Consider the following 24,987-nt stretch of genomic DNA (forward strand, 5'->3'; position numbering starts at 1 on the left):
CTATGACAAATAAAAATTCAAAATTTCAAGAAAATCGAATAAAGAATATAATCTGGGATGGATCCATGGACTATGAAACAGAACCCTTCATCAGTGGTGAAGACCTTTCTGGCAATCCCGACTTTTATATAAATTTAATCCTTGGACTTTCTGCAAAATATTTTGGCAGTGACAAGCTTGAAAAATTATTTTCAAATTGGGAGTACAATTTTTATAGAAATAAATTTGATATGTTTGCAATTTTTATCTTGGAAGATTTCATATACAAGAGAGAAGTTAGGTCTAGAAAAGTTTTAAAATCTCTAAGAAAAAACTATGCCCAAAAATTTTTGGAAGACAAGTATGATTTACAAAGGAAAAATTTGGCACTTAAAGAAAACTTATTTTTCCACATGCAAATAAAAAAAGTCAGTGAAATTTTGGGAAGAACTTATAGATTAAGTCCCAAAAAAGAAAAACTTTATAAAAATTTAAAACTAGCTGATGACACTGATGAAAATAACTTAGAAGAAAGAATCTTAAATATCTTTCGAGAAAATTTATCTTACAGAGAAAATGAGTTTCTAAAATTCACACCACTTCAAAACTTTAGTCTTTTTGACTCTATGTCTTTTGTTAAACTCGAAAGATCCACTAGTCCAAGTGCTTTTGGGGATTTTAAAAATAAAAACAAAAATATATTTTCAAATTTTTTATATTCTCTTTCCTTAAAAAGGCGAAAAGAAAAGAAAAAATACCTTGAAGATAACTTTGGCAAATCAATTTTTTCAGAAGATGAGATGAAAATAATAGAAGAAAAATATTTGACAGACGCTCACAAAAAATCAAAACTTCATTACACAAGAGGTATCGACTTTAAAAATGTAAGTGAAAAAAATATTGAAGAAGCCTACAATAGACATCTTTTAAAATTTAAGGAAAATAGAAATTTTTACAACAATGAAATCAAAAGTCTTTCCAAAAAAATTAGACTTGCACTTTCATCTCATGCTGGAAGTGACGAAGTTATAACAAATAGCGGCAAACTAATTTCAAAACTTGCTTACAAGTCAATGATTTCTGACAATGTAAATATTTTTTCCAAAAAAGTTTTAACTTTAAATTCTTTTTTAAAGGTGGACCTCGTCCTCGACGCTTCTGCATCACTTATGGATCTTGAAAGTGATATTGCAATTGAAGCTTACATTGTTTCAAAGTCCCTTGAAAATAATGAAATCTTAAATCGTGTGATTTCTTACCAAACTGTTGGTGACTACACAGTTATCACAATTTTAAAAGATTATGAAGAAAAATCTGAATTTGAAAAAATTTTTAGATACAGGGCAAGTGGTTGGAATAGGGATGGACTTTTTTATAGAGCATATAAAGAATTATTAGAAAAAGAAAATAAAAATCATCTCTTAATTTCTCTCACTGACGCATATCCTCGTGACATAAAGGCTCTTACAACAAAAAACTTTTTTGCTCCCAAAAAATATGCTGAAAAAGAATCCTTAACTGACACAAAAAAAGAGTTAGACAAGCTGAGAAAAATAGGCATACATACTTCTGCAATTTTAAATAGCGACAAAATAGAAAATGCTAAATTTTTATTTGGAAGAAACTACATAAAAATAAAAAGTGTAAAGGAAATCGCAAATGTCGCAGGTCGCTTTATCCAAAGAGAAATTGCAAACATAGAGAAAAAATAAAAGACTGCAGTTTTAGCTGCAGCCTTTTTTTGAGAGTAGAATTGTTTATTATCATATAGTTGGAATTGATATTTTTTTCATCAAATTAGGATTTATTAAAATTTATTTAAATTATTTTACTAGATCAAAGGCAGTTTGTGGAACATATACAGACTTTGTGCTGTAAATTGTAAGACCATCAAGTTCTACTTTTTCTCCATTTTTTATAGCATAATTTTTTGAAACTGGGAATATAATCTTATCATTTCCCTTTGTAACTATAGCTTCATAATCATTTTGACCCTTAGCTTTAAATTCAACTTTTGCACCCTTTTCTTCAAAGCCCTTTCTTATAGGTTGATAAAGTTCTTCTGTCAACTTATCGAGGTCAATATCAAGAATGTCTTCCATATATCTTCCAATTTCATAATTGTGAACTGTTCCAATTAGTCTCTTAGCATCTTTGGCAGTGGAGTAAGAATAAAGGCCAACATCTCCGCCAACATGACCACCAGTTGTCCAAGCAATGTGACTTCTAGCAGAAATAATTCTTCCCATTGCAGAAACTGTGTCCTTTTCCTTCTTAATTAAATTAAGTTCTTCTTCTGTTAAATCTTTAACTCCAAAATCTTTTGCCATGACTTCTGCTACATTTGACTTGTCTTCTTTCACTTCTTCAGCAGCCTTTGTAACAGAAATCTTTGCAGAAGATATTAGGCTTGTGAATTCATTAAGAGGAGCTTTATCATATCCCTTAGTGATGTTTCTGTGTCCAAAAGTAATCCCACCAGTTCCGTGATCTGCTGCAATTATAATAACTGTGTCTTCATTAGAATCAGCAAAGTCTTTTGCAACTTTAACAGCATCATCAAAAGCTTTTATTTCATGAATAAGAGCAACTGGATCATTGGAATGAGCTGCCCAGTCAACTTCAGAACCTTCAACCATTAAGAAAAATCCCTTATCATTTTTTGAAAGTGTTTTTAAAGCCTTGTCTGTCATCTCTGCAAGAGAAGGTTTATTGGCCTTGTCCCTATCAATTTCATAAGGAAAAGACTTATCTTCAAAAAGACCCCAAATTTTTTCTCCCTTAGCTTCTTCTAAAGCTTTCTTAGTAGTTACATAATCGTAACCCTTATTTTTAATTTCAGCTATAAGATCTTCCTTGTCTTTTCTCTTTTCTTTCATCAAATAGGAACTTCCAGCACCAAGAACTAAATCCATATCTTGATAAACTTGTTGTTCGCCAAGATCTTCATAATTATTTCTGTCAGGATTGTGAGCAGAAAAATCAGCAGGTGTTGCGTGTTGAATATTTGAAGTAGAAACAATTCCTGTGGATCTACCACTTCTCTTCGCACCTTCAAGGACATTTGCTATAGGTTGTTTTTCCCTATTTTTGTCAAAATTAGAAAAACCTGGCATGCCATCCTTGCTTGGATAAGAACCAACAAAAGGTGATTCTGTTTTTATACCAGTAGCCATAGCAGTTCCAGCAGGAGCAGAATCTGCAATAGGTGTGTTGGCATTGTTTGTCCTAACAAGACCTGTTGCCATATCGTCCATGACAAACTTCTTTTCTTCAGTCATCCATCTCGCAGTAGTAAGTGCTTCCACACTCATACCATCAGGTATCATCATAATTACATTTTTTGCACTGCCATAGTCCTTACTTTGAGCAAAGACAAAAGATGGTGCAAAACTTATCACTGCAAGTGTAAGTGATATAATTCTTCTTATTTTTTTCATTTAATCCTCCTCAAGATTATTTACCTATAATCTAACAGAAGATTGTAAATAAAATATTAATCTCATGTAAAAATTCTAATAGCTTAAAAATTTTTCTAAAACTTTTTTATATTTTAAAATTCTGAATATAAATATAGTCTAATAATTCCCAAATAAAAAATTTTAAAATTCCCCACCAAAAAAGGACGCCTAAGCGTCCTAAAATTATTTATTATTTAAGTAATATTAAACTTCAATTTTTCCGTAGTTTCCATCTTTTCTCTTATAAACTATAGAAACTCCATCTGTATCTGCATCTAAAAATACGAAGAAATTGTGATTTAATAAATCCATTTGAAGAATAGCTTCTTCTTCGCCCATTGGATTTAATTCAAAATTCTTTCTCTTAACAATTTTGTGTTCTGGTTCTTCTTTTTCAGCTTCTTTTCCAAGAATTTCGTCAAATCTAATTGTTTCGTTATTTTGGTATCTTCTCTTTAATTTTGTCTTATGTTTTCTAATTTGTCTAGCAAGTGCATCCACAGCGTTGTCCATTGAAGAGTACATATCGTCTGTAGTTTCTTCTGCTCTTATAATTGTCTTTGGTAAAAATATTGTAGCTTCAACAGTTTGTTCATCTTTTATAGTTGAGAAAACAAGTCTTGTTTCCACTTCTTCAGAAAAATATTTATCTAACCTGGAGAATTTTTTTTCTGCAATTTCTTTCAAAGATTCTGTAAGTTCAATGTTTTTTCCAACAAAGTTCAATAACATAAATGTCACTCTCCTTTTTTCTTTGTTTAATATTTACCCAAAATTTTTTAATTATATCATTTTATTTCTTTAATATCCTAAACGGTTGAAATGTACTTTTTAAGCTATTCTTGATATAATGAGCTTAAAGAATGTAATATGTTTTTTAATTTTTAGATTGGAAGAATATTATGGCTATAAAAAATAAAATCGATTATAAATACAGGATAGGAATGCGTGCCTTCAAGACTGCCCTTGCCGTTGTCATAGGTCTTTACCTTTCTTATCTTCTTGATCTAAATTCAGCAATATTTGTATCCATTGCTGCAGTATCAACAATGAAACCCTCTATGTCTGAATCACTTCAGGACTTTAAGAAGAGGGCTTTTACCTGCGTATTTGGCGTACTTCTTGGATATCTCTCATCCAAAGTATCGGTGCCAGCTTATATTGAACCACTAATAGCTGGAATTGGTATTTTAATCACTATTTATATACTTGTAGTTGTGAAAATGAAGGACATGACTCAGCTTTCTTGTATAGTTTTTGTTGCAAGTTTCTGTTCTGATTCAGATAAATTTTATTACGCAACTAACCGTATAATTGGTACTTTTATTGGGATAATCGTGGGAGTTTTGGTAAATTATTTTATCTCATCTCCAAACATCTGGGAAGATTTTATAAATGCATCTAAAAAATGTTATAGCTCTGCAAATGAGGCACTTAGAGAACTTATTTATGACAAGAAAACTGATTTAAGTGAATTTAATTCAGATTTTTCCCATGCCTCTAAGCTCTATAAACTTTTAGAAAAAGAAGCCACTACTCCTTTTCAATACAAATACAACAAGGTTTCTCGTGAGAAAAGAATTATAAATTTAATTGAGAGCATTGCTGTGAGGCTAGAAGTTGTAAATAATATGAAGGCAGATCACTTTAGCAAGTCCGTTTCACAAGAAGCTTTAAAGAGATACGAACTTGACGAAGAATATTTCGATGATTTAAGTGTGGAAGATAGGGTCTATAACTACCACATTGAATATATTTTAAAATACATGGACCAATTAAAGGAAGAAATAGACGAAATAAAGGTGAAATAATGAAAGAAGATAAAAAAGAAATTTATGAAATAAGTAAAAAAATTCTAAGTGAATCTAGCTTTGGACTAAGAAATTTTTTATCAAGTGATGAATTTGCCCCCATAAGGGACAATCCCTATGTGATGAAGAGATCCAACAAGGATTTGGCAGCTTTTATCCTTTTTGATTTCAAAGAATTCGACGAAAGTTCAACTAGAATCTTATCTGGTCTTTTAGAATCTCGAGGAATCAGCAAAGATGAGATAAATGAATTTATAAGTTTACTAAAAAATTCCTTTGTTTCTCTATTCAAGATAGAAAAAAAGGAAGACCACTATTTATTTTATGACTGTCTTTTAGATGAATATATAGAAGTAGAACTTGATCCAGATTTGGAACTTTCCCAAGATAATTTTGGACTTGTGAGATTATTTGGAAAGGACAAAAGAAAGATGATCCTACAAGTTGTACAGATGATGGATGAAAAATATTTCTTTGCCTATGAAAATAATATTAATAACTTTTTTCTTCATATAGAAGATGAATTTGGTCCCTTTGATATCAATAGGGAATTTGTAAAAAGAGATCTTTTAAATCTACTAGCAATTTATGAAGTAACTTATGAAAATTTAAAAGAAGGACCGGATTTAGACGACTTAGCTATGTCTGAATTTGAAAGAATCTTGGACACCTTCAATGAAGAAGATTTAAGTATTGCTCAGGATCCAAAATTATACAAAAAAATCTTTCCTGGATCTAGTGATGAATTTGTAATTTCATTTTTCTTAAATTTGTTTTCCAAAATTTACAAAAACTCTCTAGAAGCAAAGGAACAAAAATTTAGTGACTATGACCTAAAATACAAAGAAATTATAGGGGAACTTTGTAAAAGTGGAACTTTTCTAAATAGGGAAGAATTGTCAAATTCAATAAATTTTTTAATTGTTTTTTACTCCAAAATTCTATCTAGACACCCTGAAATAAGAGAAATAATAGAGGATTTAAGAGAAATTCAAGAAAATATTTTTTATTATATAAATCTTTTGGAAAATAGCCAAGAAGGTTTTTATTTTGATGACAAGATCCTAAATATCCTAGGTCAAAATAAAAATTCAGTTTTCTCCAATGAATTTATAGAAAACTTTGACAACTTTATATATTTTTTAGACATGAATTACGTGAGTGTATTAAAATCGAAAGACCTTTCACCTGCAAAGTTAAAAGACTTTGTAAATTCAATTGACCTTCTTCCTACAAATGAAGTGAAAACTTATAAAAACAAACACTTCCCACTAATTGAACTTTATTTAAATTTCATGGTTAAAAAATATTTGACCCTAATAGAATATAAGGATCAAAAAGAAGACATTTATCTAACAGATGTTGCCGATGAATACCTAATCTTTGACGATGTAACAAAGTTAGCCATCTGGATAGAATCCCTTACAAATAAAGAATTTTTAAAATCATCTTTTGGAAAAAATTATGAAACTTATAAGGATTTTGTCATTAACTTAATGAAAGAATTAAATGATAAAGATTTTATTGATGACAAAAAATTTACTGGAGAAGAAAATGCTCTTCTAAATATTTTAAAAGACTTAGGAATAATAAGTTATGAAAATGATAACAAATTTAAAATTACAAAATTTGGAAAAGATATTTATAATTATTATAAAATAGAAGAAATCAACTCCAACAATGTTATAGAAGTTAATTTTAAATAAAACAGATAAATTTTTAGAACTTAGAAAAGCTTGCTCTTGCAGGCTTTTTTTATTGAAGCTTTTTAATTATAAAGTGTGTAGCAATCTTTATAAAAATAGTCAAACAAAAAAATTTTTCTAGATATCTAATTAATTACAAACAAAAAGTTACAAATTCGTTAAGAAAAGCTTTCCATTTTTTAACACTGTGGTATAATAAAGGAAATCGATATAGATTTAATGAACTTTTAAGGGAGGCTTTATAATGGAAAGTAAAAAGTTTAACTCGAAGGACATTTTAATGTTTATACTTTATTCTTTATTTGGTATTTTTATGTTCTTCGTGCCAATTACAATTGGAGAAGCTAACACAATTCCAATTGACCACTTGACAACTTTTGTTAAGAAAATTCCAAATTACAACTTAATCTTTGGAGTTTTCATGGTAATCGCTGGTATAGTTTATGCTGTAAAGACAAAATCATGGGAAAAAAGTAAACTTCACATGGTGTTTTTTGCTTTAAAACTTGTATCACTAGTATTCTTGTTTATGTTCGTAACAAAAAAGGGACCAGCAAGAATCTTTGATGGCGACATGCTACCACTTATCTGGAACGGAATAATGGTTTCTGTAACAACAATAGTTCCAATAGGTTCTGTATTCCTTGCCTTTTTGACTGGCTTTGGACTTATGGAATTTATAGGAGTTTTCATGGAACCAGTAATGAGACCAGTATTTAAAACACCTGGTAGATCTGCAGTAGACGCAGTAGCATCTTTCGTAGGATCATATTCATTAGCACTATTAATCACAAATAGAGTTTATATGGAAGATACTTATACAAAAAAAGAAGCTGCAATAATTGCAACAGGTTTCTCAACAGTTTCTGCGACATTTATGATTATCGTTGCAAAGACTCTTGATATCATGGACCACTGGCTATCCTATTTCTGGATAACACTATTTGTTACATTTGCAGTAACAGCAATAACTGCCAGAATATTCCCACTAAATAAAAAACCACAAGAATATTACTCTGGTAAAGAATATGTTCCTGAAGCAAAGAAAAAAGTTTCTTTTAGCGAAGCTTTAGAAACAGGTATGACTGGATACAAAAATGCTGACTCTCTAGGAAAAGTTATAAAAGATAACTTTATTGACGGTTTCAAAATGGCACTTAACATTGCTCCATCCCTACTTGGCGTAGGTATGATTGGACTTCTACTTGCAGAATACACACCAATCTTTGACATAATTGGATATATTTTCTATCCATTCACATTAATAACAAAAGTTGAACAACCACTAATGGTTGCACAAGCTCTTGGAATGAGTATAGCAGAAATGCTTCTTCCAGCACCAATAGTTGCAGAAGCAGGACTTGGACTAATTACAAAAATGCTTGTAGCAATAGTTTCTGTATCAGAAATCCTATTCTTCTCAGCATCAATCCCAGTAATGATGGGAACTGAAATCCCTCTTAAATTCTCAGATTACATTATTATCTGGATTGAAAGAATCATTTTAAGTATCTTAATTTCAATGCCAATACTTTATCTTGTATTTTAAATAATTTCTTTAATAATAAATAAAATGCCAGGCCCCGTGCCTGGTTTTTTTACATGCAATTTACAATTATTTGCTAAAATTAAATAGGTGGTTTTATGAAATTATTTTTTATAATTAAGGCAATAATCTACATAATATTAGAAATAATATTTGCCTATAATTTAGAAAAATCAAATTTATTTAATAGAAAATATTTTTATATCTTGGCTTTATTTATAATATCCCTAGAAATTATAAAAATCAAAATATTTACTTCTGACTTTTGGGATAGACAAGCTATAGGCTTTCTAATAGGCTATCTCTTCTATTTCTTTATAAGAAGCCATACAAAAAAAGACTAGCCTATGCTAGCCTTCTTATAAAAATTATTGCTTATAGTGATTGTAAGACATTTCTCCCAAAGTCTTTAAAAGTTTTTCAACTTCACCCTTATCAGCCTTTATAAACTTTATTTTCTTTGGATGTGAAACAATATTCTTTACTTCCTTTAGCATTTCAGGAGGAGCACTGTGATAGTGAGAAGGGAGTCTAAAAGAATTAAAAGTTCCATCAAAATTTAAATAATAATCAAAATACTCAAGCATCGCCATTGAAGGTCCAGAATCTACGCCCATGATTTCCCTTTTAAACTTCTCGTCCTTTTCATAATCATCAAAACTTGACATAGATTCACCTTTTTCTTTTACATCTATTCCCAACCCGTCCTTATTTGGATTTATAAAGGGATCTTTATTTAGCTCAGGTCCATAAAATTCCTTAGCTTTGGCAAAAGACAACCAAGCAAGACAAGCTTCAACTTCTCCATTCTTGTATCCCTTAAAAACCTTTGAAGGCATTTCTCTCATCTTTTTTTCATAAGCTGCTTTTTCCTCATCAGACTTTCCTGCCATGTCCTTATTATACAAATAGTCTAAGCCAAGAGAATCTTCTTCATTGTTTTTCTCTTCACTTTTTATTTTCTTAGTGTCATAGCCTTCGCCGATTATAACAAGCCTTTTATCTTTGTCCCAGTCTACCTTTTCGCCAAAAGCTTCTGCAATGGCCCTTAGTGGCACAAAAGTCCTATCATCCTTAATACTTGGAGCAACATCTAGTTTAATAGTGTTGCTATTTCCACCAGCAAAATCATTTATTTCCTTTTTATCGATTGTAAGATAAAGGACACTGCCATAATCATCACTAATTTGTACACTCCTATTGGCACTATCCCAAAGAACTTTTTTTCCAAGATTTTCAGAAATTACCCTAAGAGGTACCATAGTCCTATCCTTATAAATGTAAGGAGCAACATCAGACTTGATAACTTCCCCTTTCATCCAAATCCTAATATCAGAATTTGCAAAAACAAAAGTTGGAATGGCAAGAGCAAAAATAGATGCAGCCAAAATAAATTTCTTCTTCATAAAAACCTCCTTATAAATTAAATTTAAAATATTTCCATATTTTCTCTCTTTAGTATGATTATATCTTAAAAACTCTTAAAAAGAAGTGGAAAATATAAAGCTATGAAAATTTACAAATTCGAGCCTTATAATGACTTAATAGTAATTTTGCACAAGAAAAAATCCCCAGACTTTCTGGGGATCTCTCAACAAATTATTTTAATTCATTTAATCAAAATAACTTATTTATTCTTTTTGTTTCTCTTCTTTAATTCAAGATAAGCTAAACCACTTGCAGCAAGTGAAGCTAGTCCTGCTGAAGAAAGTATACCTGCGTCACCAGTCTTTGGTGCTTTTGTATCATCATTTGTAGAAACTGGAGCAAGATTTTTGTCTTTTTCTTTTGCTGTGCTTTCTACAATTTCATCTTCACTTTCAAGATCCTTAACTTCTTCTACATTTTCTTCCTTATTTTCAACTTCTTTAGTTTCTTCAGTTTTTTCTTCAACTGGTTTTTCAGTTTCCACTACTGGAGTTGATGGAAGTTCAGTCACTACAGGAGTTCCTGGAGTCTTGTGATCATGATGAGTTGTTCTTTCAAACTCAACTTCTTCAGCTGGAGTTAGAGGAACAAGAGGAGTAGTATCCTTAGGTTCTTCTGGTTTAGAAGGTTCACTAGGATTTACTGGAGTTGATGGTTCTAGTGGAGTCCAAGGAGTTTCAGTTTTTTCATAAACGTAAGTTATTTCTTGTTTAACACCTGGTTTGTAGTTGCCTGTTTTTTCAGCACCATTTTCATCAAATGTTGGTTCATTAACTGGAGTTTCAGTTCTTACAAATTCAAAACCATCTTTTTCAACTTTACCAGTTTTGTAAGTTTCTTCTTTTTTACCTTCTTGAAGTTTACCGTCTTCTTCTTTTCTTCCTGTTTCTTTTCCATCTTGGTCTTTTGTGATGTAGATGTGGTGTTCTTGGAAAGATCCTTTTTCTTTTTGTGGATCATTTACTGTCTTTTCGTAAACATAAGTGATTTCTTGTTTTACTCCTGGTTTGAAGTTTCCTGTTGCTTCTTCTCCTTGAGCATCAAATGTTGGCTCGTTTTTAGCGTCTTCTGTTCTTACAAACTCAAAGCCATCTTTTTCTATCTTTCCTGTTGTGTAAGTTTCTTCTTTCTTACCTTCTTTTAATTCTCCATCATCAGTTGTTCTTCCTGTTTCTACTCCATCTTGATCTTTTGTGATGTAGATGTGGTGTTCTTGGAAGGATCCTTTTTCTTTTTGTGGATCATTTACTGTCTTTTCGTAAACGTAAGTGATTTCTTGTTTTACTCCTGGTTTGAAGTTTCCTGTTGCTTCTTCTCCTTGAGCATCAAATGTTGGCTCGTTTTTAGCGTCTTCTGTTCTTACAAACTCAAAACCATCTTTTTCTATCTTTCCTGTTGTGTAAGTTTCTTCTTTCTTACCTTCTTTTACTTCTCCATCATCAGTTGTTCTTCCTGTTTCTACTCCATCTTGATCTTTTGTGATGTAGATGTGGTGTTCTTGGAAGCTTCCTTCTTGAGAAACAACAACACCAAAATCGACATTCATGTTGTCTTTTCCTTGGATTGTACCTGTTGCTGTAGCTATTTTATTGTTTGTCGCATCTTTGCTTGCGTCGGAGTTTTTTTCATCTGTAACTCCATCTTTATTAGCTGTTGTTGGTGCATAACCACTTGGAATTTCAAATTCTACGGTATATTCACCATTTTTTAGGTCTTCAAATTTATAATTACCGTTAGCATCTGTTGTTGTTTCCTTATCGGACATGTTGATTCCCTTAAGGATAACTTTTACGCCTTCTAGACCTTCTTCACTATCTCCTTGTGAACCATCTTCATCAACATCAATCCAAACCTTATCTCCAAGACTATAAGTTTTGTTTGCTATAGCTATGGCATCAGCATCGTCAATTACAATTTCATTTGTCCATGCCCAGCTTTCATTGTCAATGTGTGATAGGTCTTCAACATTACCATTAGCCTTTCTCCAATCTGCTGTAAAGATAGTATTCGTTTTAAAAGCCTTGTTAGGAGTTCTCTTTCCTGTGTATGTTATTACATAAGAAGATGAATCAAAATTTTTGTCGTCAAAAGGCATTGATTCATTAGTATTACCTTGTTTAACATTTACAACTAATTTATTAAGATCAGCATTATTAGCATCTTTTTCTAATTTAACTTCAGCCTTATCAGTAACATCTTCATAGTTTCCATCGTTAAAATCATTACCAAAGCTTAATGGTAATTTGTTAGGGTCTTTTACCTTATAAACTTTTACAGAATTTTTAACTTCATCATCAAAAGTTACTGTGTTATAGCCCTTTTCATTTTGAACTGTTACATGAGATCCATTGAGCAATTGATCAGCAGTTGGGTTTACATAAATAGTATGGTTGTAGTTATTATCTGTAACTTGGTCAATATCAGCAGTACCACTTAATGTCGGACCAGTTCTCTTTTCTTCAAAAACTCCATTTTCGTATTCAACTGTATAGTCCTTGCTAGCTGTTTTGCCAGCTACTGTTACAGAAACTGTTTCTTTGTTGTCTGCTTTTAGTACCGGGTTTCCTTCGTCATCTAAAACATACTTACCATCTTCTCCTATTACATATTCCTTTGTACCCATTGGTACTGCGTCAGGATCTATGAAAAGAGGGTAGATGATTCTTACTCTAATATCTTTGAGTCCATCCACTTTTTCATTAAAAGTATACTTGTAACCATTTCTACCGTCTGTTAACTTTTCTGCAGTTGCTATTTCTTCTCCGTCAAAAACAACAGGTTGGCCTTTTGTTTCTGATTCAAGAACGCCATGAAGGTTCACATTGTCTGATACAACAAAGTCAAAAGTTTCGCCTTGTTTTGTTCCTTCCGGAATATCGAAGTCTACTTGAGCTTCAAGGTTGATGTCAGTCGTTCCTTCTTTTATTCTGTCTGGTAGGGCTGTAGGGTTTACAATTTCAGTTTTATCTCCGTTTTTTGCTCCACCGATTGTAATTTCTACATTTGTGATGGCATCTTCTTCAATTTCGCCTGCAGCTAGGGCTTCTGGATCTTCTTCTTCATTTAATTGTAGTTCTTCTTTTAGTGGATCAACTTCTTCTCTTTCTTCTATTTTAGCTTCTTCAGTTTCTTCCACTTCTGTTTCTTTATTTTCAACTGCTTCTTCTGAAACTTCTTCTTCAGTAATTTCTTCAGGAGCTTCTTCTCTTGACATAGCTTGATCAGCAGTTTCTCTTCCTTCTACTGCTTTTTCTTCAACTACATCTTCTGAAACTTCTGCCACTTTTTTTTCTTCTACTTCAGCTACTTCTTTTACTGGAGTTTCTGTTTTTTCTGCCACTTCAGTTACTTCCCTTGATGAAGTTTCAGAAGCTATTTCTTTTGCTGGGCTTTCTACTTTTGAACTTTCAACTGCTTCTGTATCGGAGGCTTTCGAAGTTTCGCTAACTTCTCTAGTTTCTGATATTTGTGTGCTTTCTGACACTTCGCCATCAGCTACTTGTGCGCTTACTACTGTAGGTGACAAGAATATGCAGTATCCTAGTACGCAAGATACTAATCCAACAGATAGTTTTCTTGTTCCGTATCTAGGTTTTCTGCTAGCAGATTTTTCCTTTTTCTTTTCAATAAATTCTTTTAATTTTTCCAAAATTTTTCTTCCTCCATTAATATACACCTATTATATAATCACAAAGAGCATAAGTACTGTCCTAGAAACAACTAGTAGATTGCCCAGCCCTTTTGTCTTTCTAAAGTATACCCTTAGGCTAGCAATTATAACAAAAATCATAAGAAAAATACAATATTTTTTTTGTATTTTTTTGAATTCTATCAAGATTTTTTCAAGTTCTATGGGTAAAATTTTGCATAGTAATACAATATTTTATCTTATGTATTTCTCTTAATGGAGCCTTTTAAGAAGATTTTTTTATTGTATAAAAAAACTGCTGGCATAAACCAACAGTTAATTTATCTTATATTAGTCAGCGCTATATGGAAGAAGTGCAATTTGTCTTGCTCTCTTAATAGCTACTGTCATTTCTCTTTGATGTTTTGCATTTAAGCCAGTGATTCTTCTTGGAAGAATTTTACCACGGTCAGAAATGTAATTTCTTAGTGTTTCAACATCTTTATAGTCAATTTTTTTAGTCTTATCTTTTTCAAAAGGATCTACTTTTTTCCTTCTGCCAAATCTTCTTTGCATTTTTACCCTCCTTAAAATGGTATATCGTCATTATCAACAGGGAAAAATCCATCGTCATCGTTATCGTTATTGTTCTTAGAAAAATCATTTTCGTAAGCAGAATTTACAGGTCCTTGGTTGTTAAAACCTGATTGATTGAATCCACCTTGGTTTTGGAAATTATTTTGATTATTAAATCCGCCTTGGTTTTGGTTAAAGCCGCCTTGTGCTTGTCCTCCTCCTTGGCTAGATCCAATAAAAGTCATATTATTTACTACAACATCTGTTGTGTAAATAGTTCTTCCATCTTTTTCATAAGATCCTGTTTGGATTCTACCTTCGATTCCGATTTGGCTGCCTTTTTTGTGATAGTTAGCTATAAGCTCAGCTACTGCTCCAAAAGCTGTGCAAGATATAAAATCAGCTGTTGGCTGACCTGCTGCTTCAGCTTCTTGTCTTTTTTGCTTGCTTAGTCTTCTATCTACGGCAACAGTGAAACGACACATTGCTGTGCCTGTTTGTGCATAACGAAGTTCTGGATCTCTCGCTAATCTTCCGATTAAACTTACACTATTCATAAAAACTCCTTAGTCTTCAACTTTGATAATCATTTGTCTCATTACTGGGTCCATGATCTTTGCTATTCTGTTGATTTCTGCTATATCTTCTGCTTTTGTTTCAAATTCTACGAAAATATAGTAAGCTTCATTCTTGTAGTCGATTTCGTAAGCTAGTTTTTTCATACCCCATTCATCAACATTATTGATTTTACCGTCTTTTTCGATTACCTTTTTAAGTCTTTCGAAAGAAGCATTTCTTTTTTCTTCTTCCACTTCTGGGTAAAACATAATCACCGCTTCGTATTTATTCATACTTTCACCTCCTTATGGTCTTCGGCATAGCATTTAAGCTATGCAAGGATTTCAATCTTTGATATTATATATTAAAGAAAAGACTTAGTCAAGATTTTTTAAAAAAATGAGGTGTTTATGCAAGTTAAAAAAATTAAGGTTAATGAAAAAAAGACTATTGCCCTAGTTGCCCACGATCACAAGAAAAAGGAACTCTTGTCTTGGGTAAAAAGACATGAAGATGAGCTAAAAGGACACAATTTTATTGGCACAGGGACTACTGCAGCTCTAATTTCAGCGGAAACTTCTCTTGATGTCAAAAGACTTGTTTCTGGTCCTCTAGGTGGCGACCAGCAACTTGGTGCAAAAATTTCTGATTCACAAATTGATATTTTAATTTTCTTTTGGGATCCTCTTGAGGCACAACCTCACGACCCTGATGTCAAGGCACTTCTTAGGATTTCAACTCTATATAATATTGCCCTTGCTACATCTTCTACTACTGCTGATTATATTTTATCTTCACCAATGTTTTCAGGAGAATATGATGTGGAAATTTTGGACAATGATTATTCTGTGGAAGATAGAATTTCAAAAAATGATTTTGATTAATTTTTAAAATTTTTTATTTAAGCTAATAGATATTTTTTATTTTCATATAATTTTCATATATGGAGAATAGTTTTAATATTTAGGAGGAAATATGGATTACAAAAGATTTGATGACAAAATAGTTGCAAGAATTGACAGGACTGAAGAAGTTCACGAAAAGTTAAAGGAAATAGCCCTAAAGGAAAATATTAAACTGGCAAGTGTCTATGGACTTGGTGCAACTGATGACTTCACTATTGGCATCTTTAGTGTTTCAAAAAAAGACTACAAGGAAAGAAATTTTAAGGGAGAATTTGAAATTCTTTCTATTATAGGTAGCATTTCAACTCTCGATGGCGAATACTATCCTCATATTCACATTTCTGCATCTAATGGCGATGGCAATGTCTTTGGCGGTCACATGAAAAGTGCAAAGATAAGCGTAACTTGTGAACTTACAATAAATATTATAGATGGCATAGTTGACAGACAAAAAGATCCTAAAACTGGCATAAATATTTACAAGTTTGATTAATTCTTATAGGGACACAATTAATGAATTTTACTAAAAAAAAAGTTTTTTTGACTATATTATTATTGTTACTTGCCCTTCCTCTTATTTCTAATAGGCTTTTTAAAACAAATTATGAGGATTTAGATTCTGATACTAAAGAATTATTGGAAGAGTATGAAAAGTTTTACGACAAAAAAGTTGAACTTTGGAAAAATTACAAGCTAGATGAAAAAACTATTGCCATGATAAATAAAAATTTTCTTGGAGATTTTTACTTGATAAATCCCAGTGAAGAAATAAAAAGTTTATCTGCAAAAGAAATTAAAATGCCACAAAATTTTAAGATACAAGTTTATAGGCTTTCAAAAAATTATCCCAAGAGATTTAATTTTATAATGGGAAATTTTAACACTAAGGATAAAAATTATTCAATTTTGGGGCAAAAAAATATTTTTTATTTAAAGACAAATGAAGAATCTCTCGCAGAAAAATACAGTTCTAAGAGATTTCTTCCTCTTCTAGCTCACGAAGCTTTCCATTATTATGTCCAAGAAGACTGGGATGATTTAACTTTTCGAGGTCTTTCTTATTCTGATGATGAACTTAATTTATTAGACAAAGAATACAAATTGTTAGATAAAATAAAAGATGAAGTTGAAAAAGAAAATTCAGATAAAATTTTGCTAGATTCATATTTAAAAGATTACCTTAAAATCATGGATGAGCGCATAAAATTTACTGACAGCGAGAAATTAAAATCAGAGCTTGTGGAAGAAACTATTGAGGGAACAGCCCAATATGTTGAGATAAAAGCAGCAAAATCAATAGATTATGATCTTGGAATTTTATACTTTGACAATACAAAAGACGTGAATTTCTCTGACATTCTTCCTACTCTAAAAAAGGGACAAATTGATCAATCTCTTATTGGCTCACACCTTGTTTATGCCTCAGGTGCTCTTCTTTGTTTTGCAATGGATAAATTGGATTTCCCAAATTGGCAAGATCTTTTAACTGAAAAAAATAAAAAAGAAAGTTATACCCTACACGATTTAATATCTGATTATTATAAAAAATAATTTTATATATCCTTAGCAAGTCTAATTTTAAACTGCTGAGGATATTTTTATAATTTTTATAAAAATATTATGTGTGATAAAATTGTAAGCAGAAATTTAATTTTAGGAGAAATGATAATGTTAAATAGATTTTTAAAATATATTTCCTTTGAAACAACTAGTGATGAAAGTTCAGAAACTTGTCCTTCAACTAAAAGACAACTAAAACTTGGAAATTATTTAGTGGAGGAGTTAAAATCCCTTGGCATCGAAGCCGAAATTGATGAAAATGGTTACGTCTATGGAAAAATCCCTGGCAGAGTAAAAGCTAAAAAAACTGTGGGCTTCATTGCTCACATGGACACTGCCCCTGACATGACTGGGAAAGATGTAAAAGCAAGAGTTATAGAAAATTATGATGGAAAAGATATAAAGTTAAATGATGAATTTACATCTTCTCTTGCAGATTTTCCTTTTTTAAAGGATTTAAAAGGGGAAACTATTATTACTACTGACGGAACTACACTCTTAGGTGCAGACGACAAGGCAGGCATTGCTATTATAGTTTCTGCAGTGGAAGAGCTTATTAATGATAAAGAGGAAAAGTTTGGCGACATAAGAATTGCCTTTACTCCAGATGAAGAAATTGGAAGAGGTGCAGATCTTTTTGATGTAAAAAAATTTGATGCAGACTTTGCTTTTACTGTAGACGGTGGACCTATTGGCGAGCTTGAATATGAAACTTTTAATGCGGCTTCAGCAAAAATCGAAATCCAAGGCAAAAATGTTCATCCAGGTTCTGCAAAAAATACTATGGTTAATTCTCAACTTATTGCCATGGAATTTAATTCTATGCTTCCATTAAATGAAAGACCAGAATACACAGAAGGATATGAAGGTTTTTCCCTTCTTACAAATATTTGTGGAAGTGTTGAATCAACAAAGATGAGCTATATTATTAGAGACCACTCAAAGGAAAAGTTTTTAAAGAGAAAAGAATTATTTGAAGAAATCGCAGAATTTTTAAATAAAAAATACGACAACAGAATTAAAATCGAAATAAAAGACCAATACTACAATATGAGAGAAAAACTAAAAGATCACATGGAAATAATTGATCTTGCCAAGATCGCCTTTGAAAAATCAGATGTCACTCCAAAAATTGGACCAATAAGAGGTGGAACAGACGGATCTAAACTTTCTTTTATGGGACTTCCTTGCCCAAATCTTTTCACGGGTGGCTACAATTATCACGGAAGATACGAGCTTGTTAGCCTGGATCAAATGGAAAAATCTAAAGAAGTTGTGAAAAATATTATAAAAATTTTAGCTGAATAAGTTATTTTAAAATCATCACTTTTGTGGTGATTTTTTATTTTCATATATTTATAGGCTAGAAAAACTTTACAAATTACAATTTTTTATAAAATTCCACAAAAAAATAGTGCAAGAAATTTTCTATCTCTCACACTATTTTGCCACTATCAAAAATTATTATTTGAATTAAGAGAATTAGCTTCATTATTTGAATTCTCGTCTGATGAATTTTCCTCTGAAATTGCTTCTTCTTTTAGCTTTTCTCTTAGCTTCTTATCTCTCATCTTTTGTTCAGCTAGATCTCTTTCTTCTTCAGTCATATTTTTTAATTCTTCTTCTGTATAATCTCTTAAATATTCTTCATCTGAAGCATTTTGTCTTAGTCTTTCTAATTCTCTTGCCTCATATCTTGCACTTTCTTTGTCAACATAATAAAGAGGAGAACCCTTTTTCATATGTCCGTCTACAGTTTTTATATTAATATTTTCCTTATCGAGAGTTACACCGTAATAGGCAAGATAAGAAAGCTGACCATAATTCATATCTGTTTCAACATGTTTATTTGCAATAGAAACTAATCTTGGAAGTTTTAAAAGCATCTTTGGTGATTTCATCTTGTCAAAAATCTTCATAATAAAATCTTGTTGAGCCTTTATCCTGTCAAGGTCTTGGTTTTTATAATTTTTTCTCATTCTAAGATATTTTACTGAATCTTTTCCATCTAAAAGGTGGAGACCTTCTTCAAAGTTGATTTCAAGTGGTGGTACAGTTGATGGATCAGTGTATTTGTACTCTGGTGTGTAAACTTCAACACCGCCAATAGCATCAACAAGTTCTTCTACAGCTTCGTAATTAACTGTGACATAGTGATCAATTTTAACGCCCATAAAATCTTCGACGCTTGAAACTTGAAGATCAATTCCTCCACGAGAATAAGCAGCATTCATCCTATAATTGTCATATCCCTTTAGCTTGTAATATGTATCTCTTGGGATTGATAAAAGTCTAACTCTGTCAAAGTTTGGATCTATGGACAAAAGCATAATTGTATCTGCTCTTTTAGAATTTTCATCAACTTCATAAGTCACATCACTGGAGTCAATTCCTATAAGAAGAATGTTTACAATGTCTTCATCTTCGTTGAATATAGAAATTTTTTCTGGTTCTTCTATTGCTTCTTTATTTTCAATTTTATTATCATTTGCTAATTTTTTTCCTCTTGGCATAAATATAAATGTAAGTCCCAAGGCTCCAAGGAGGAGTACAACAGTAAGGAATACAAATATTCTGTAAATATATTTCATATTAACCTCCTAAAATAAGTCTATATAAAATAAGACAATATTTCAATACTTTTATTTATATGATAGTTTAATTTATCTTTTGGGGTAATATATAAGTATGAAAATATTATTAGACGCAGATGGTTCGCCCATAAGAAAGATATGTGAAAATCTCTCAAAAAAATACGCTGCAAGGCTAATAATGGTAAAAAATTATAGCCAAGAATTTACTCCATCCTATGGAGAAGTTGTAGATGTAGATATATCAAAGGAAGCAGCCGATATTTATATTGCAAATCATGCAAAAAAAGATGACCTTGTGATAACAAATGACAGGGGACTTTCCTCTCTTGGCCTTTCAAAGGGAGCAAGAGTTTTGGATTTTCAAGGAGAATTCCTAGACGATGACAATATAATGCAGTTTCTTTCTGTTAGACACTTCAACAAGAAAATGAGAGATAGGGAAATTTATTTTAATATTTCTAAGAGAGAAAAAAGTGCCGATGAAAATTTTTATAGGGTACTAGATAAATATTTGGAGGGAATAAATATGCTAACACTTTTTATTTCAAGCCTTTGCCCAGATTGTCCACCAGCAATAGAAGAAATAAAAAAGAGAAAGATAAAATGTGAAATAGTTGATATCACATCATCAATGGCAAGTCTTAAAAAATTTTTAAGAGAAAGAGATTTTTCAGATGCCTTTGACGAAATCGTGGAAGAAGGTAGTGTTGGAGTACCTTGCCTAATGCGTGACGATAAATTTTTCTTCTTTGATGGAGATTTAGATGAATTTTTAGGAGGAAAAGATGGAATTTAATCAATTTTTAGATTTGGCAAAAATAAGAGAGTCCTGTAGAGAATATGATCCAGAAAGAGAAGTTGAAATTGAAAAATTAGAAGCTTGTCTTGAAAGTATGAAACTTTCTCCTTCTGCCTGCAATGCCCAACCTTATTTCTATTATGTAGTTCAAGGCGAAGATGCGAAAAATATTTCTAAGTATTTTCAAGTTGGAACAATGAATTCCTTTGTAAAAGACGTAAATGCCTTTGCAATTGTGACAGAAGAAAATTACAACTTGTCTGCAAAAATAGGTTCAAGTATAAAAAATCAAGATTATAAATCAATTGATATTGGAATATCAGCAGCTTATTTTACTGCCGAGGCCACAAGTCTTGGACTTTCAACTTGTATAATAGGTTGGTTTGACGAAGAAAAATTGCAAAAATTTCTAAAGACAAAATCAAGAATTAGACTTGTAATAGCAATTGGCTACGCAAAAGATGACAAACTTCGTGAGAAAAAAAGAAAATCTTCTGATGCAATTTATAAAATAGTATCAGAAGATAAATAAATTTGAATTTATGACTAGGCTTATTAAATAAGCCTAGTTTTTTAATCTTTAATTTTAAAAATCTAAGAATTTTAAAATGCAGCCCAAAAATATTAGGATTATGCCCAAGTATTTTTTCTTTTCCTTGTCTTTCTCCAGGATAAAACTTGCAAAAATATAAATTCCGATAAATAAAATAATATTTGAAAGTGTAAGGTATTTCATTTCTTAACTCCATTCTAATTTAATGAAATCATAATTTTATGAGTAATAACTGCAAATTTTTTGAATTTACTTTCTTATGTTTTTACTTCTACTTAATAAATAAGATTTTATAATCTTTTAAGACAAAATAAAAGAGGAGGCTAAGCTCCTCAAATTTATTTATTTAATTCTTTTTCCATAGCCTTCACAAGTTCTTTAAATTTTTCTTCTTCGAGCTCTGTAAAGCGACCTATATTTGGTGAATCTAAATCAAGAACTCCTATTACTTCGCCTTTTATTTTTATTGGCAAGACTAATTCTGAGTTAGACTCCGAGTCGCAGGCAACGTGACCCTTAAAATCATGAACATTTTCTATCCTCATAACTTTTTTATTTTTCCAAGCTGATACGCAAACTCCCTCATCAGCAAGCCTTGTGCAAGCAGGAAGTCCTTGGAAGGGTCCCAAAACTAATTCATCTTCTCTTACAAGATAAAAGCCTGCCCAATTTAAATCTTCCACCACATTAAAAATTATAGAAGAAATATTTGCCATCATGGCTATCATGTCTTTTTCTGTTTTTATTGTGGCTTTGCCAAAATCTAGCATGTAGTCAAGTCTTTCTTTGTTGTCTAAGTTTTCTATTCCCTTAATCTCTAACATCTTTTCTCCCAAAATTTTATCTTTTAAAAACTATATTTCCACCAACAACTGTCATCCTTGGTTTAATATCTTTTATTTCCATTGGGTCAATTGTAAAAATGTCCTCATCTAAGACAACAAAATCAGCTAAGAAATCTTTTTTGATTCTTCCCTTAATGTCTTCTTGAAATTCTACATAGGCAGATTCTACTGTGTAGGCATCAATGGCTTCATAAACGTCTACACATTCCTTTGGATAAAATCCTCCTTCTGGATTTCCCTTTTTATCTTTACGAGTCACTGCCATGTAAATATTTGGAAATGGATTTAGGTTTTCAACTGGTGCATCAGTTCCATAAGCAAGGTGAGCTCCGAGGTCTTTTAGGCTTTTAAAGGCATAAGATGTGGATGCGAGTTCTTTGCCACATCTTTCTTCAACAACTTTCATGTCATAATCCAAAAATATTGGCTGTGCCATGACGCAGATGTCATCTCTTGCAATTCTTTCAAGGAGTTCTCTGTCAGTTATTTGGCAGTGAACAAGAGTGTGACGCAATTTATTTTCTCCATCAATAAAGGAATCTTCGTAACACTTAACAGTATCTTCGATTGCCTTATCTCCAATAACGTGAGTTATGACTTGCAGATTATTTTTTGTTGCCAAGTTAACATATTTTCTCATCTCTTCATCTTTTATCCAAGGAAGTCCGTGGTTGTCCCTGTCATCATTGTATCCATGGCGCATAAGGGCAGTCCTTGCTCCAAGTGATCCATCTTTAAATAGTTTAAGAGGTCCAAGCTTTAAATAATTTGTGTCATAGTCATGAGAAGTGTATTCTCCTTCAGACAAATATTTTTCAAATTCAGAAAAATCATTAAAGCAAACTTGGTGTCTATACCTAATTTTTTTATTTTCCTTATAAATATCTTTTAAAAGTTTGAAAGCTACTGGACCATTCATAAAAGTTGTGCCAACATCATTTGACTGAACTGATGTAAGGCCGCAAGATACTGCATAGTCCATAGTTTCTATTAGCATTTCACGTCTTTCATCAAGGGTAAAATCTGGTATAACGTCCTTAGCAAAGTTGCAGGCATTGGCAGTGTAAACTCCAGATGGATAACCGTCATCTCCTATTAAAAATTCTCCATCAGGAAATTGTGGACTATCCTTTGTAAGTCCAAGAATTTCTATGACCTTTGTGTTTGATGAAACTATGTGACCACAAACTCTTTCAAGAACTATGGGGATTTCTCTTGAAATTTTGTCTAAATCAAAGCGGTTTGGGATTCTCTTTTCACCAGTAAATAAATCTTGGTTCCAGCCAATGGCATGAATTCCCTTTTGACATCTTTTTGGATTTTTTTCCATAAAAAGTTTACATCTATCTATCATTTCTTTAATGGACTCAACTCCTTCAATGTCAACTTGGTTCATGCTTTCTCCAAATTGCATAAAGTGAAGGTGAGAATCGTTTAATCCAGGTATTACTGTTCTTTTTTCAAGGTCAATTTTTTCTATATCATCATCGAGGTATTTTTTTACAAGGTCTTCTGTTTTTCCAACTTCTTTTATAAATTCATCTTCAAGGTAAATTGCCTCTTGAAATTCATCTCGATTGACATAAACTTTTCCATTGTAAAATAATTTTTTCATCTTATACCTCTTTTTTCTCTTTTTTTAATTTTGCATCAAAAATCATATAAGTGATTGCACCAAGCATTGGCACAACAAGACCAGTTAGTCCTGTAATTGGGTCTTCTAATGCACCTTGGACAACAAGTCCTGCAAAAATTAGGGCTGTTATAATTACAGAAACTGGATAGAACCAAACCTTGTATGGTCTTTCAATTTTTGGATATTTTTTTCTCAAAATTGGAACACATAAAATTGTAAGAACTGAGAAAATCATTCCAGTTATTACTACCATGTTAGTCAATTGGTCAAGATTTGATGAAAGTACAAGTAAACAAGCAAATACACATTGGACAATCATTGGAGCTGTTGGAACTTTATACTTTGGATGAAGTTTTGCAAAGGACTTAAAGAAGTGACCTTCCACTGCCATTGCATAGTACATTCTTGGTTGAGCAAGTATAAGTCCATTTAGGGTCCCAAACATTGCAAGAATCATTCCTGCACTTACTATGAGTACTCCAGCTTGTCCAAATACTCTTTTTGCTACTTCTGTTCCAAGATATAAATCGCCAGAATCTATCATTGCCACGATTTCTTCGTGAGGAATTACCTTCATAATGGCAAAGTTAAATAATGTGTAAAGAACTGTTATTCCACCAATACCAATTATTAGGGCAAGAGGAAGATTTTTGTGAGGTTCTTTAATTTCTTCTGCTACTGTATTTAAATTTGTCCATCCTTCGTAAGCCCAAAGAGTTGCAACGACAGCTATGGCTATCATTCCAAAAATATTTGTGCCAGAAGTCTTTGAATATTCAACAGCAGATCCAAGACTCAAGTCTGGACTAATTTTCCCAACAAATAATGCTGCTATCATTACTATTCCTATGGGAACAAGTTTTGCTACCATAGATAGATTTTGTAAAATTGAGGCTGCCTTAACTCCAAATAAATTGTAAATAGTTAGGGCAATTATTAAAAATATGGCTGCAAGTTTAATTCCAAAATCAGAGATTTCGAAAAAACTTTTAAAAACAGTCATAAGGGCAATTGCAACTGCAGCAACTGAACCTGGTCCACCAACTATCCAGTCAGTAAAGCCTGATATAAATCCAACTATTGGATGATAGGCTTCATTTAAGTAAACAATTCTTCCTCCAGCCTTTGGCATAGCAGTACCAAGTTCTGCATAACAAAGTCCTCCAAAAAGTGTTATAAGTCCTCCAATTACCCAACAGATAAGGGCAAGACCAGAGTTCATATTAGTCCTTTGAAGAACATAGGAACCTAGATAAAAAATTCCAGAACCTATCATAATTCCGCCAATGATACTAACTCCACCAAAAACTCCAATTTCTCGATTAAACTCAGTATTCTCTGTGGTTAATTTTTCAATATCCTTTGAATTGTTATTCATAGCACACCTCTTTCCTCTATTATT

At 31.8% G+C, this 24,987-nt stretch carries 23 protein-coding genes; 11 read left to right on the top strand and 12 right to left on the bottom strand.

Going from position 1 to position 24,987, the window contains the following annotated elements:
- The first annotated feature begins 2 nt into the window (after positions 1–2).
- A complete protein-coding gene (locus BN3657_RS02955) occupies positions 3–1,691 on the top strand; it encodes a vWA domain-containing protein (protein ID WP_062551713.1) in 1,689 nt (562 codons plus the stop codon).
- 111 nt (positions 1,692–1,802) lie between these two features.
- Here the strand turns inward: BN3657_RS02955 and BN3657_RS02960 are convergent, their stop codons facing one another.
- Both BN3657_RS02960 and hpf read right to left on the bottom strand, forming a co-directional pair.
- Entirely contained in the window at positions 1,803–3,419 is a 1,617-nt protein-coding gene (locus BN3657_RS02960; RefSeq protein WP_062551714.1) for an alkaline phosphatase, read from the bottom strand.
- A gap of 225 nt (positions 3,420–3,644) precedes the next feature.
- Positions 3,645–4,172: a ribosome hibernation-promoting factor, HPF/YfiA family gene (hpf, locus tag BN3657_RS02965; RefSeq protein WP_062551715.1), complete on the bottom strand. Its 528-nt coding sequence runs from the start codon at positions 4,170–4,172 to the stop codon at positions 3,645–3,647.
- A 170-nt stretch (positions 4,173–4,342) separates the two neighbouring features.
- Here hpf and BN3657_RS02970 point away from each other — a divergent pair, with 170 nt between their 5' ends.
- The 4 genes from BN3657_RS02970 (at position 4,343) to BN3657_RS02985 (ending at position 8,847) form a co-directional block, all read left to right on the top strand.
- Positions 4,343–5,251 carry an FUSC family protein gene (locus BN3657_RS02970; RefSeq protein WP_062551716.1) on the top strand — a complete coding sequence of 303 codons (909 nt, stop codon included), beginning with the start codon at positions 4,343–4,345 and terminating at the stop codon, positions 5,249–5,251.
- Positions 5,251–6,957 (top strand): hypothetical protein, encoded by a 1,707-nt coding sequence (locus BN3657_RS02975; RefSeq protein WP_062551717.1) that lies wholly within the window; start codon positions 5,251–5,253, stop codon positions 6,955–6,957. Before BN3657_RS02970 ends, BN3657_RS02975 begins: the two co-directional genes overlap by 1 nt.
- 244 nt (positions 6,958–7,201) lie before the next feature.
- Entirely contained in the window at positions 7,202–8,506 is a 1,305-nt protein-coding gene (locus BN3657_RS02980) for a YjiH family protein (protein WP_062551718.1), read from the top strand.
- A gap of 95 nt (positions 8,507–8,601) precedes the next feature.
- Positions 8,602–8,847, top strand: a complete 246-nt coding sequence (locus BN3657_RS02985; RefSeq protein WP_062551719.1) for a hypothetical protein — start codon at positions 8,602–8,604, stop codon at positions 8,845–8,847.
- A 24-nt stretch (positions 8,848–8,871) separates the two neighbouring features.
- Here the strand turns inward: BN3657_RS02985 and BN3657_RS02990 are convergent, their stop codons facing one another.
- From BN3657_RS02990 to rpsF, 5 genes are all read right to left on the bottom strand, one after another.
- On the bottom strand, positions 8,872–9,909 hold the full coding sequence (locus BN3657_RS02990; RefSeq protein ID WP_062551720.1) for a copper amine oxidase N-terminal domain-containing protein: 1,038 nt from the start codon (positions 9,907–9,909) through the stop codon (positions 8,872–8,874).
- 221 nt (positions 9,910–10,130) lie between these two features.
- Positions 10,131–13,580, bottom strand: a complete 3,450-nt coding sequence (locus tag BN3657_RS02995; protein WP_062551721.1) for an SdrD B-like domain-containing protein — start codon at positions 13,578–13,580, stop codon at positions 10,131–10,133.
- A 330-nt stretch (positions 13,581–13,910) separates the two neighbouring features.
- Positions 13,911–14,135, bottom strand: a complete 225-nt coding sequence (gene rpsR / locus BN3657_RS03000) for a 30S ribosomal protein S18 (RefSeq protein WP_005957053.1) — start codon at positions 14,133–14,135, stop codon at positions 13,911–13,913.
- Positions 14,136–14,146: 11 nt separating this feature from the next.
- Positions 14,147–14,692 (bottom strand): single-stranded DNA-binding protein, encoded by a 546-nt coding sequence (locus tag BN3657_RS03005; protein WP_019139149.1) that lies wholly within the window; start codon positions 14,690–14,692, stop codon positions 14,147–14,149.
- Between the two features lie 9 nt (positions 14,693–14,701).
- Positions 14,702–14,986: a 30S ribosomal protein S6 gene (gene rpsF, locus BN3657_RS03010; RefSeq protein WP_062551722.1), complete on the bottom strand. Its 285-nt coding sequence runs from the start codon at positions 14,984–14,986 to the stop codon at positions 14,702–14,704.
- 117 nt (positions 14,987–15,103) lie between these two features.
- On the opposite strand from rpsF, the gene BN3657_RS03015 reads away from it, so the two are divergent.
- The 4 genes from BN3657_RS03015 to pepT all read left to right on the top strand — a co-directional run bounded on the left by BN3657_RS03015 (position 15,104) and on the right by pepT (position 18,466).
- Positions 15,104–15,577: a methylglyoxal synthase gene (locus tag BN3657_RS03015; protein WP_062551723.1), complete on the top strand. Its 474-nt coding sequence runs from the start codon at positions 15,104–15,106 to the stop codon at positions 15,575–15,577.
- Positions 15,578–15,668: 91 nt separating this feature from the next.
- Positions 15,669–16,091: a PPC domain-containing DNA-binding protein gene (locus tag BN3657_RS03020; protein ID WP_062551724.1), complete on the top strand. Its 423-nt coding sequence runs from the start codon at positions 15,669–15,671 to the stop codon at positions 16,089–16,091.
- Between the two features lie 47 nt (positions 16,092–16,138).
- Positions 16,139–17,149, top strand: a complete 1,011-nt coding sequence (locus BN3657_RS03025) for a hypothetical protein (RefSeq protein ID WP_195906151.1) — start codon at positions 16,139–16,141, stop codon at positions 17,147–17,149.
- A gap of 117 nt (positions 17,150–17,266) precedes the next feature.
- Positions 17,267–18,466, top strand: a complete 1,200-nt coding sequence (gene pepT, locus BN3657_RS03030; RefSeq protein ID WP_098039829.1) for a peptidase T — start codon at positions 17,267–17,269, stop codon at positions 18,464–18,466.
- A 146-nt stretch (positions 18,467–18,612) separates the two neighbouring features.
- Here the strand turns inward: pepT and BN3657_RS03035 are convergent, their stop codons facing one another.
- Positions 18,613–19,749, bottom strand: coding sequence for an LCP family protein (locus tag BN3657_RS03035; RefSeq protein ID WP_062551726.1), 1,137 nt, complete (start codon positions 19,747–19,749; stop codon positions 18,613–18,615).
- Positions 19,750–19,846: 97 nt separating this feature from the next.
- Here BN3657_RS03035 and BN3657_RS03040 point away from each other — a divergent pair, with 97 nt between their 5' ends.
- The gene (locus BN3657_RS03040) at positions 19,847–20,548 is read left to right on the top strand and encodes a DUF188 domain-containing protein (protein ID WP_062551727.1); all 702 of its coding nucleotides are present in this window, start codon (positions 19,847–19,849) and stop codon (positions 20,546–20,548) included.
- Complete coding sequence (locus BN3657_RS03045) at positions 20,538–21,083, top strand: nitroreductase family protein (RefSeq protein ID WP_062551728.1); 546 nt, start codon at positions 20,538–20,540, stop codon at positions 21,081–21,083. Before BN3657_RS03040 ends, BN3657_RS03045 begins: the two co-directional genes overlap by 11 nt.
- Before the next feature lie 54 nt (positions 21,084–21,137).
- Here the strand turns inward: BN3657_RS03045 and BN3657_RS08545 are convergent, their stop codons facing one another.
- From BN3657_RS08545 to BN3657_RS03060, 4 genes are all read right to left on the bottom strand, one after another.
- Positions 21,138–21,287 carry a hypothetical protein gene (locus BN3657_RS08545; protein ID WP_187363613.1) on the bottom strand — a complete coding sequence of 50 codons (150 nt, stop codon included), beginning with the start codon at positions 21,285–21,287 and terminating at the stop codon, positions 21,138–21,140.
- Between the two features lie 155 nt (positions 21,288–21,442).
- Positions 21,443–21,928, bottom strand: coding sequence for a GAF domain-containing protein (locus tag BN3657_RS03050; protein WP_074017829.1), 486 nt, complete (start codon positions 21,926–21,928; stop codon positions 21,443–21,445).
- Between the two features lie 16 nt (positions 21,929–21,944).
- A complete protein-coding gene (locus BN3657_RS03055) occupies positions 21,945–23,564 on the bottom strand; it encodes an amidohydrolase (RefSeq protein ID WP_062551729.1) in 1,620 nt (539 codons plus the stop codon).
- Between the two features lies 1 nt (position 23,565).
- Positions 23,566–24,963: an APC family permease gene (locus BN3657_RS03060; protein WP_062551730.1), complete on the bottom strand. Its 1,398-nt coding sequence runs from the start codon at positions 24,961–24,963 to the stop codon at positions 23,566–23,568.
- Positions 24,964–24,987: the final 24 nt, after the last annotated feature.

Source organism: Peptoniphilus phoceensis, from assembly GCF_001517665.2.
Classification (GTDB): Bacteria; Bacillota; Clostridia; order Tissierellales; family Peptoniphilaceae; genus Peptoniphilus_A; species Peptoniphilus_A timonensis.

Bases quoted from the DNA above. Each gene is read 5' to 3' on its own strand.
- BN3657_RS02955 (WP_062551713.1), top strand. From the start codon at position 3: ATGACAAATAAAAATTCAAAATTTCAAGAAAATCGAATAAAGAATATA.
- BN3657_RS02960 (WP_062551714.1), bottom strand. From the start codon at position 3,419: ATGAAAAAAATAAGAAGAATTATATCACTTACACTTGCAGTGATAAGT.
- hpf (WP_062551715.1), bottom strand. From the start codon at position 4,172: ATGTTATTGAACTTTGTTGGAAAAAACATTGAACTTACAGAATCTTTG.
- BN3657_RS02970 (WP_062551716.1), top strand. From the start codon at position 4,343: ATGGCTATAAAAAATAAAATCGATTATAAATACAGGATAGGAATGCGT.
- BN3657_RS02975 (WP_062551717.1), top strand. From the start codon at position 5,251: ATGAAAGAAGATAAAAAAGAAATTTATGAAATAAGTAAAAAAATTCTA.
- BN3657_RS02980 (WP_062551718.1), top strand. From the start codon at position 7,202: ATGGAAAGTAAAAAGTTTAACTCGAAGGACATTTTAATGTTTATACTT.
- BN3657_RS02985 (WP_062551719.1), top strand. From the start codon at position 8,602: ATGAAATTATTTTTTATAATTAAGGCAATAATCTACATAATATTAGAA.
- BN3657_RS02990 (WP_062551720.1), bottom strand. From the start codon at position 9,909: ATGAAGAAGAAATTTATTTTGGCTGCATCTATTTTTGCTCTTGCCATT.
- rpsR (WP_005957053.1), bottom strand. From the start codon at position 14,135: ATGCAAAGAAGATTTGGCAGAAGGAAAAAAGTAGATCCTTTTGAAAAA.
- BN3657_RS03005 (WP_019139149.1), bottom strand. From the start codon at position 14,692: ATGAATAGTGTAAGTTTAATCGGAAGATTAGCGAGAGATCCAGAACTT.
- rpsF (WP_062551722.1), bottom strand. From the start codon at position 14,986: ATGAATAAATACGAAGCGGTGATTATGTTTTACCCAGAAGTGGAAGAA.
- BN3657_RS03015 (WP_062551723.1), top strand. From the start codon at position 15,104: ATGCAAGTTAAAAAAATTAAGGTTAATGAAAAAAAGACTATTGCCCTA.
- BN3657_RS03020 (WP_062551724.1), top strand. From the start codon at position 15,669: ATGGATTACAAAAGATTTGATGACAAAATAGTTGCAAGAATTGACAGG.
- pepT (WP_098039829.1), top strand. From the start codon at position 17,267: ATGTTAAATAGATTTTTAAAATATATTTCCTTTGAAACAACTAGTGAT.
- BN3657_RS03035 (WP_062551726.1), bottom strand. From the start codon at position 19,749: ATGAAATATATTTACAGAATATTTGTATTCCTTACTGTTGTACTCCTC.
- BN3657_RS03040 (WP_062551727.1), top strand. From the start codon at position 19,847: ATGAAAATATTATTAGACGCAGATGGTTCGCCCATAAGAAAGATATGT.
- BN3657_RS03045 (WP_062551728.1), top strand. From the start codon at position 20,538: ATGGAATTTAATCAATTTTTAGATTTGGCAAAAATAAGAGAGTCCTGT.
- BN3657_RS08545 (WP_187363613.1), bottom strand. From the start codon at position 21,287: ATGAAATACCTTACACTTTCAAATATTATTTTATTTATCGGAATTTAT.
- BN3657_RS03050 (WP_074017829.1), bottom strand. From the start codon at position 21,928: ATGTTAGAGATTAAGGGAATAGAAAACTTAGACAACAAAGAAAGACTT.
- BN3657_RS03055 (WP_062551729.1), bottom strand. From the start codon at position 23,564: ATGAAAAAATTATTTTACAATGGAAAAGTTTATGTCAATCGAGATGAA.
- BN3657_RS03060 (WP_062551730.1), bottom strand. From the start codon at position 24,963: ATGAATAACAATTCAAAGGATATTGAAAAATTAACCACAGAGAATACT.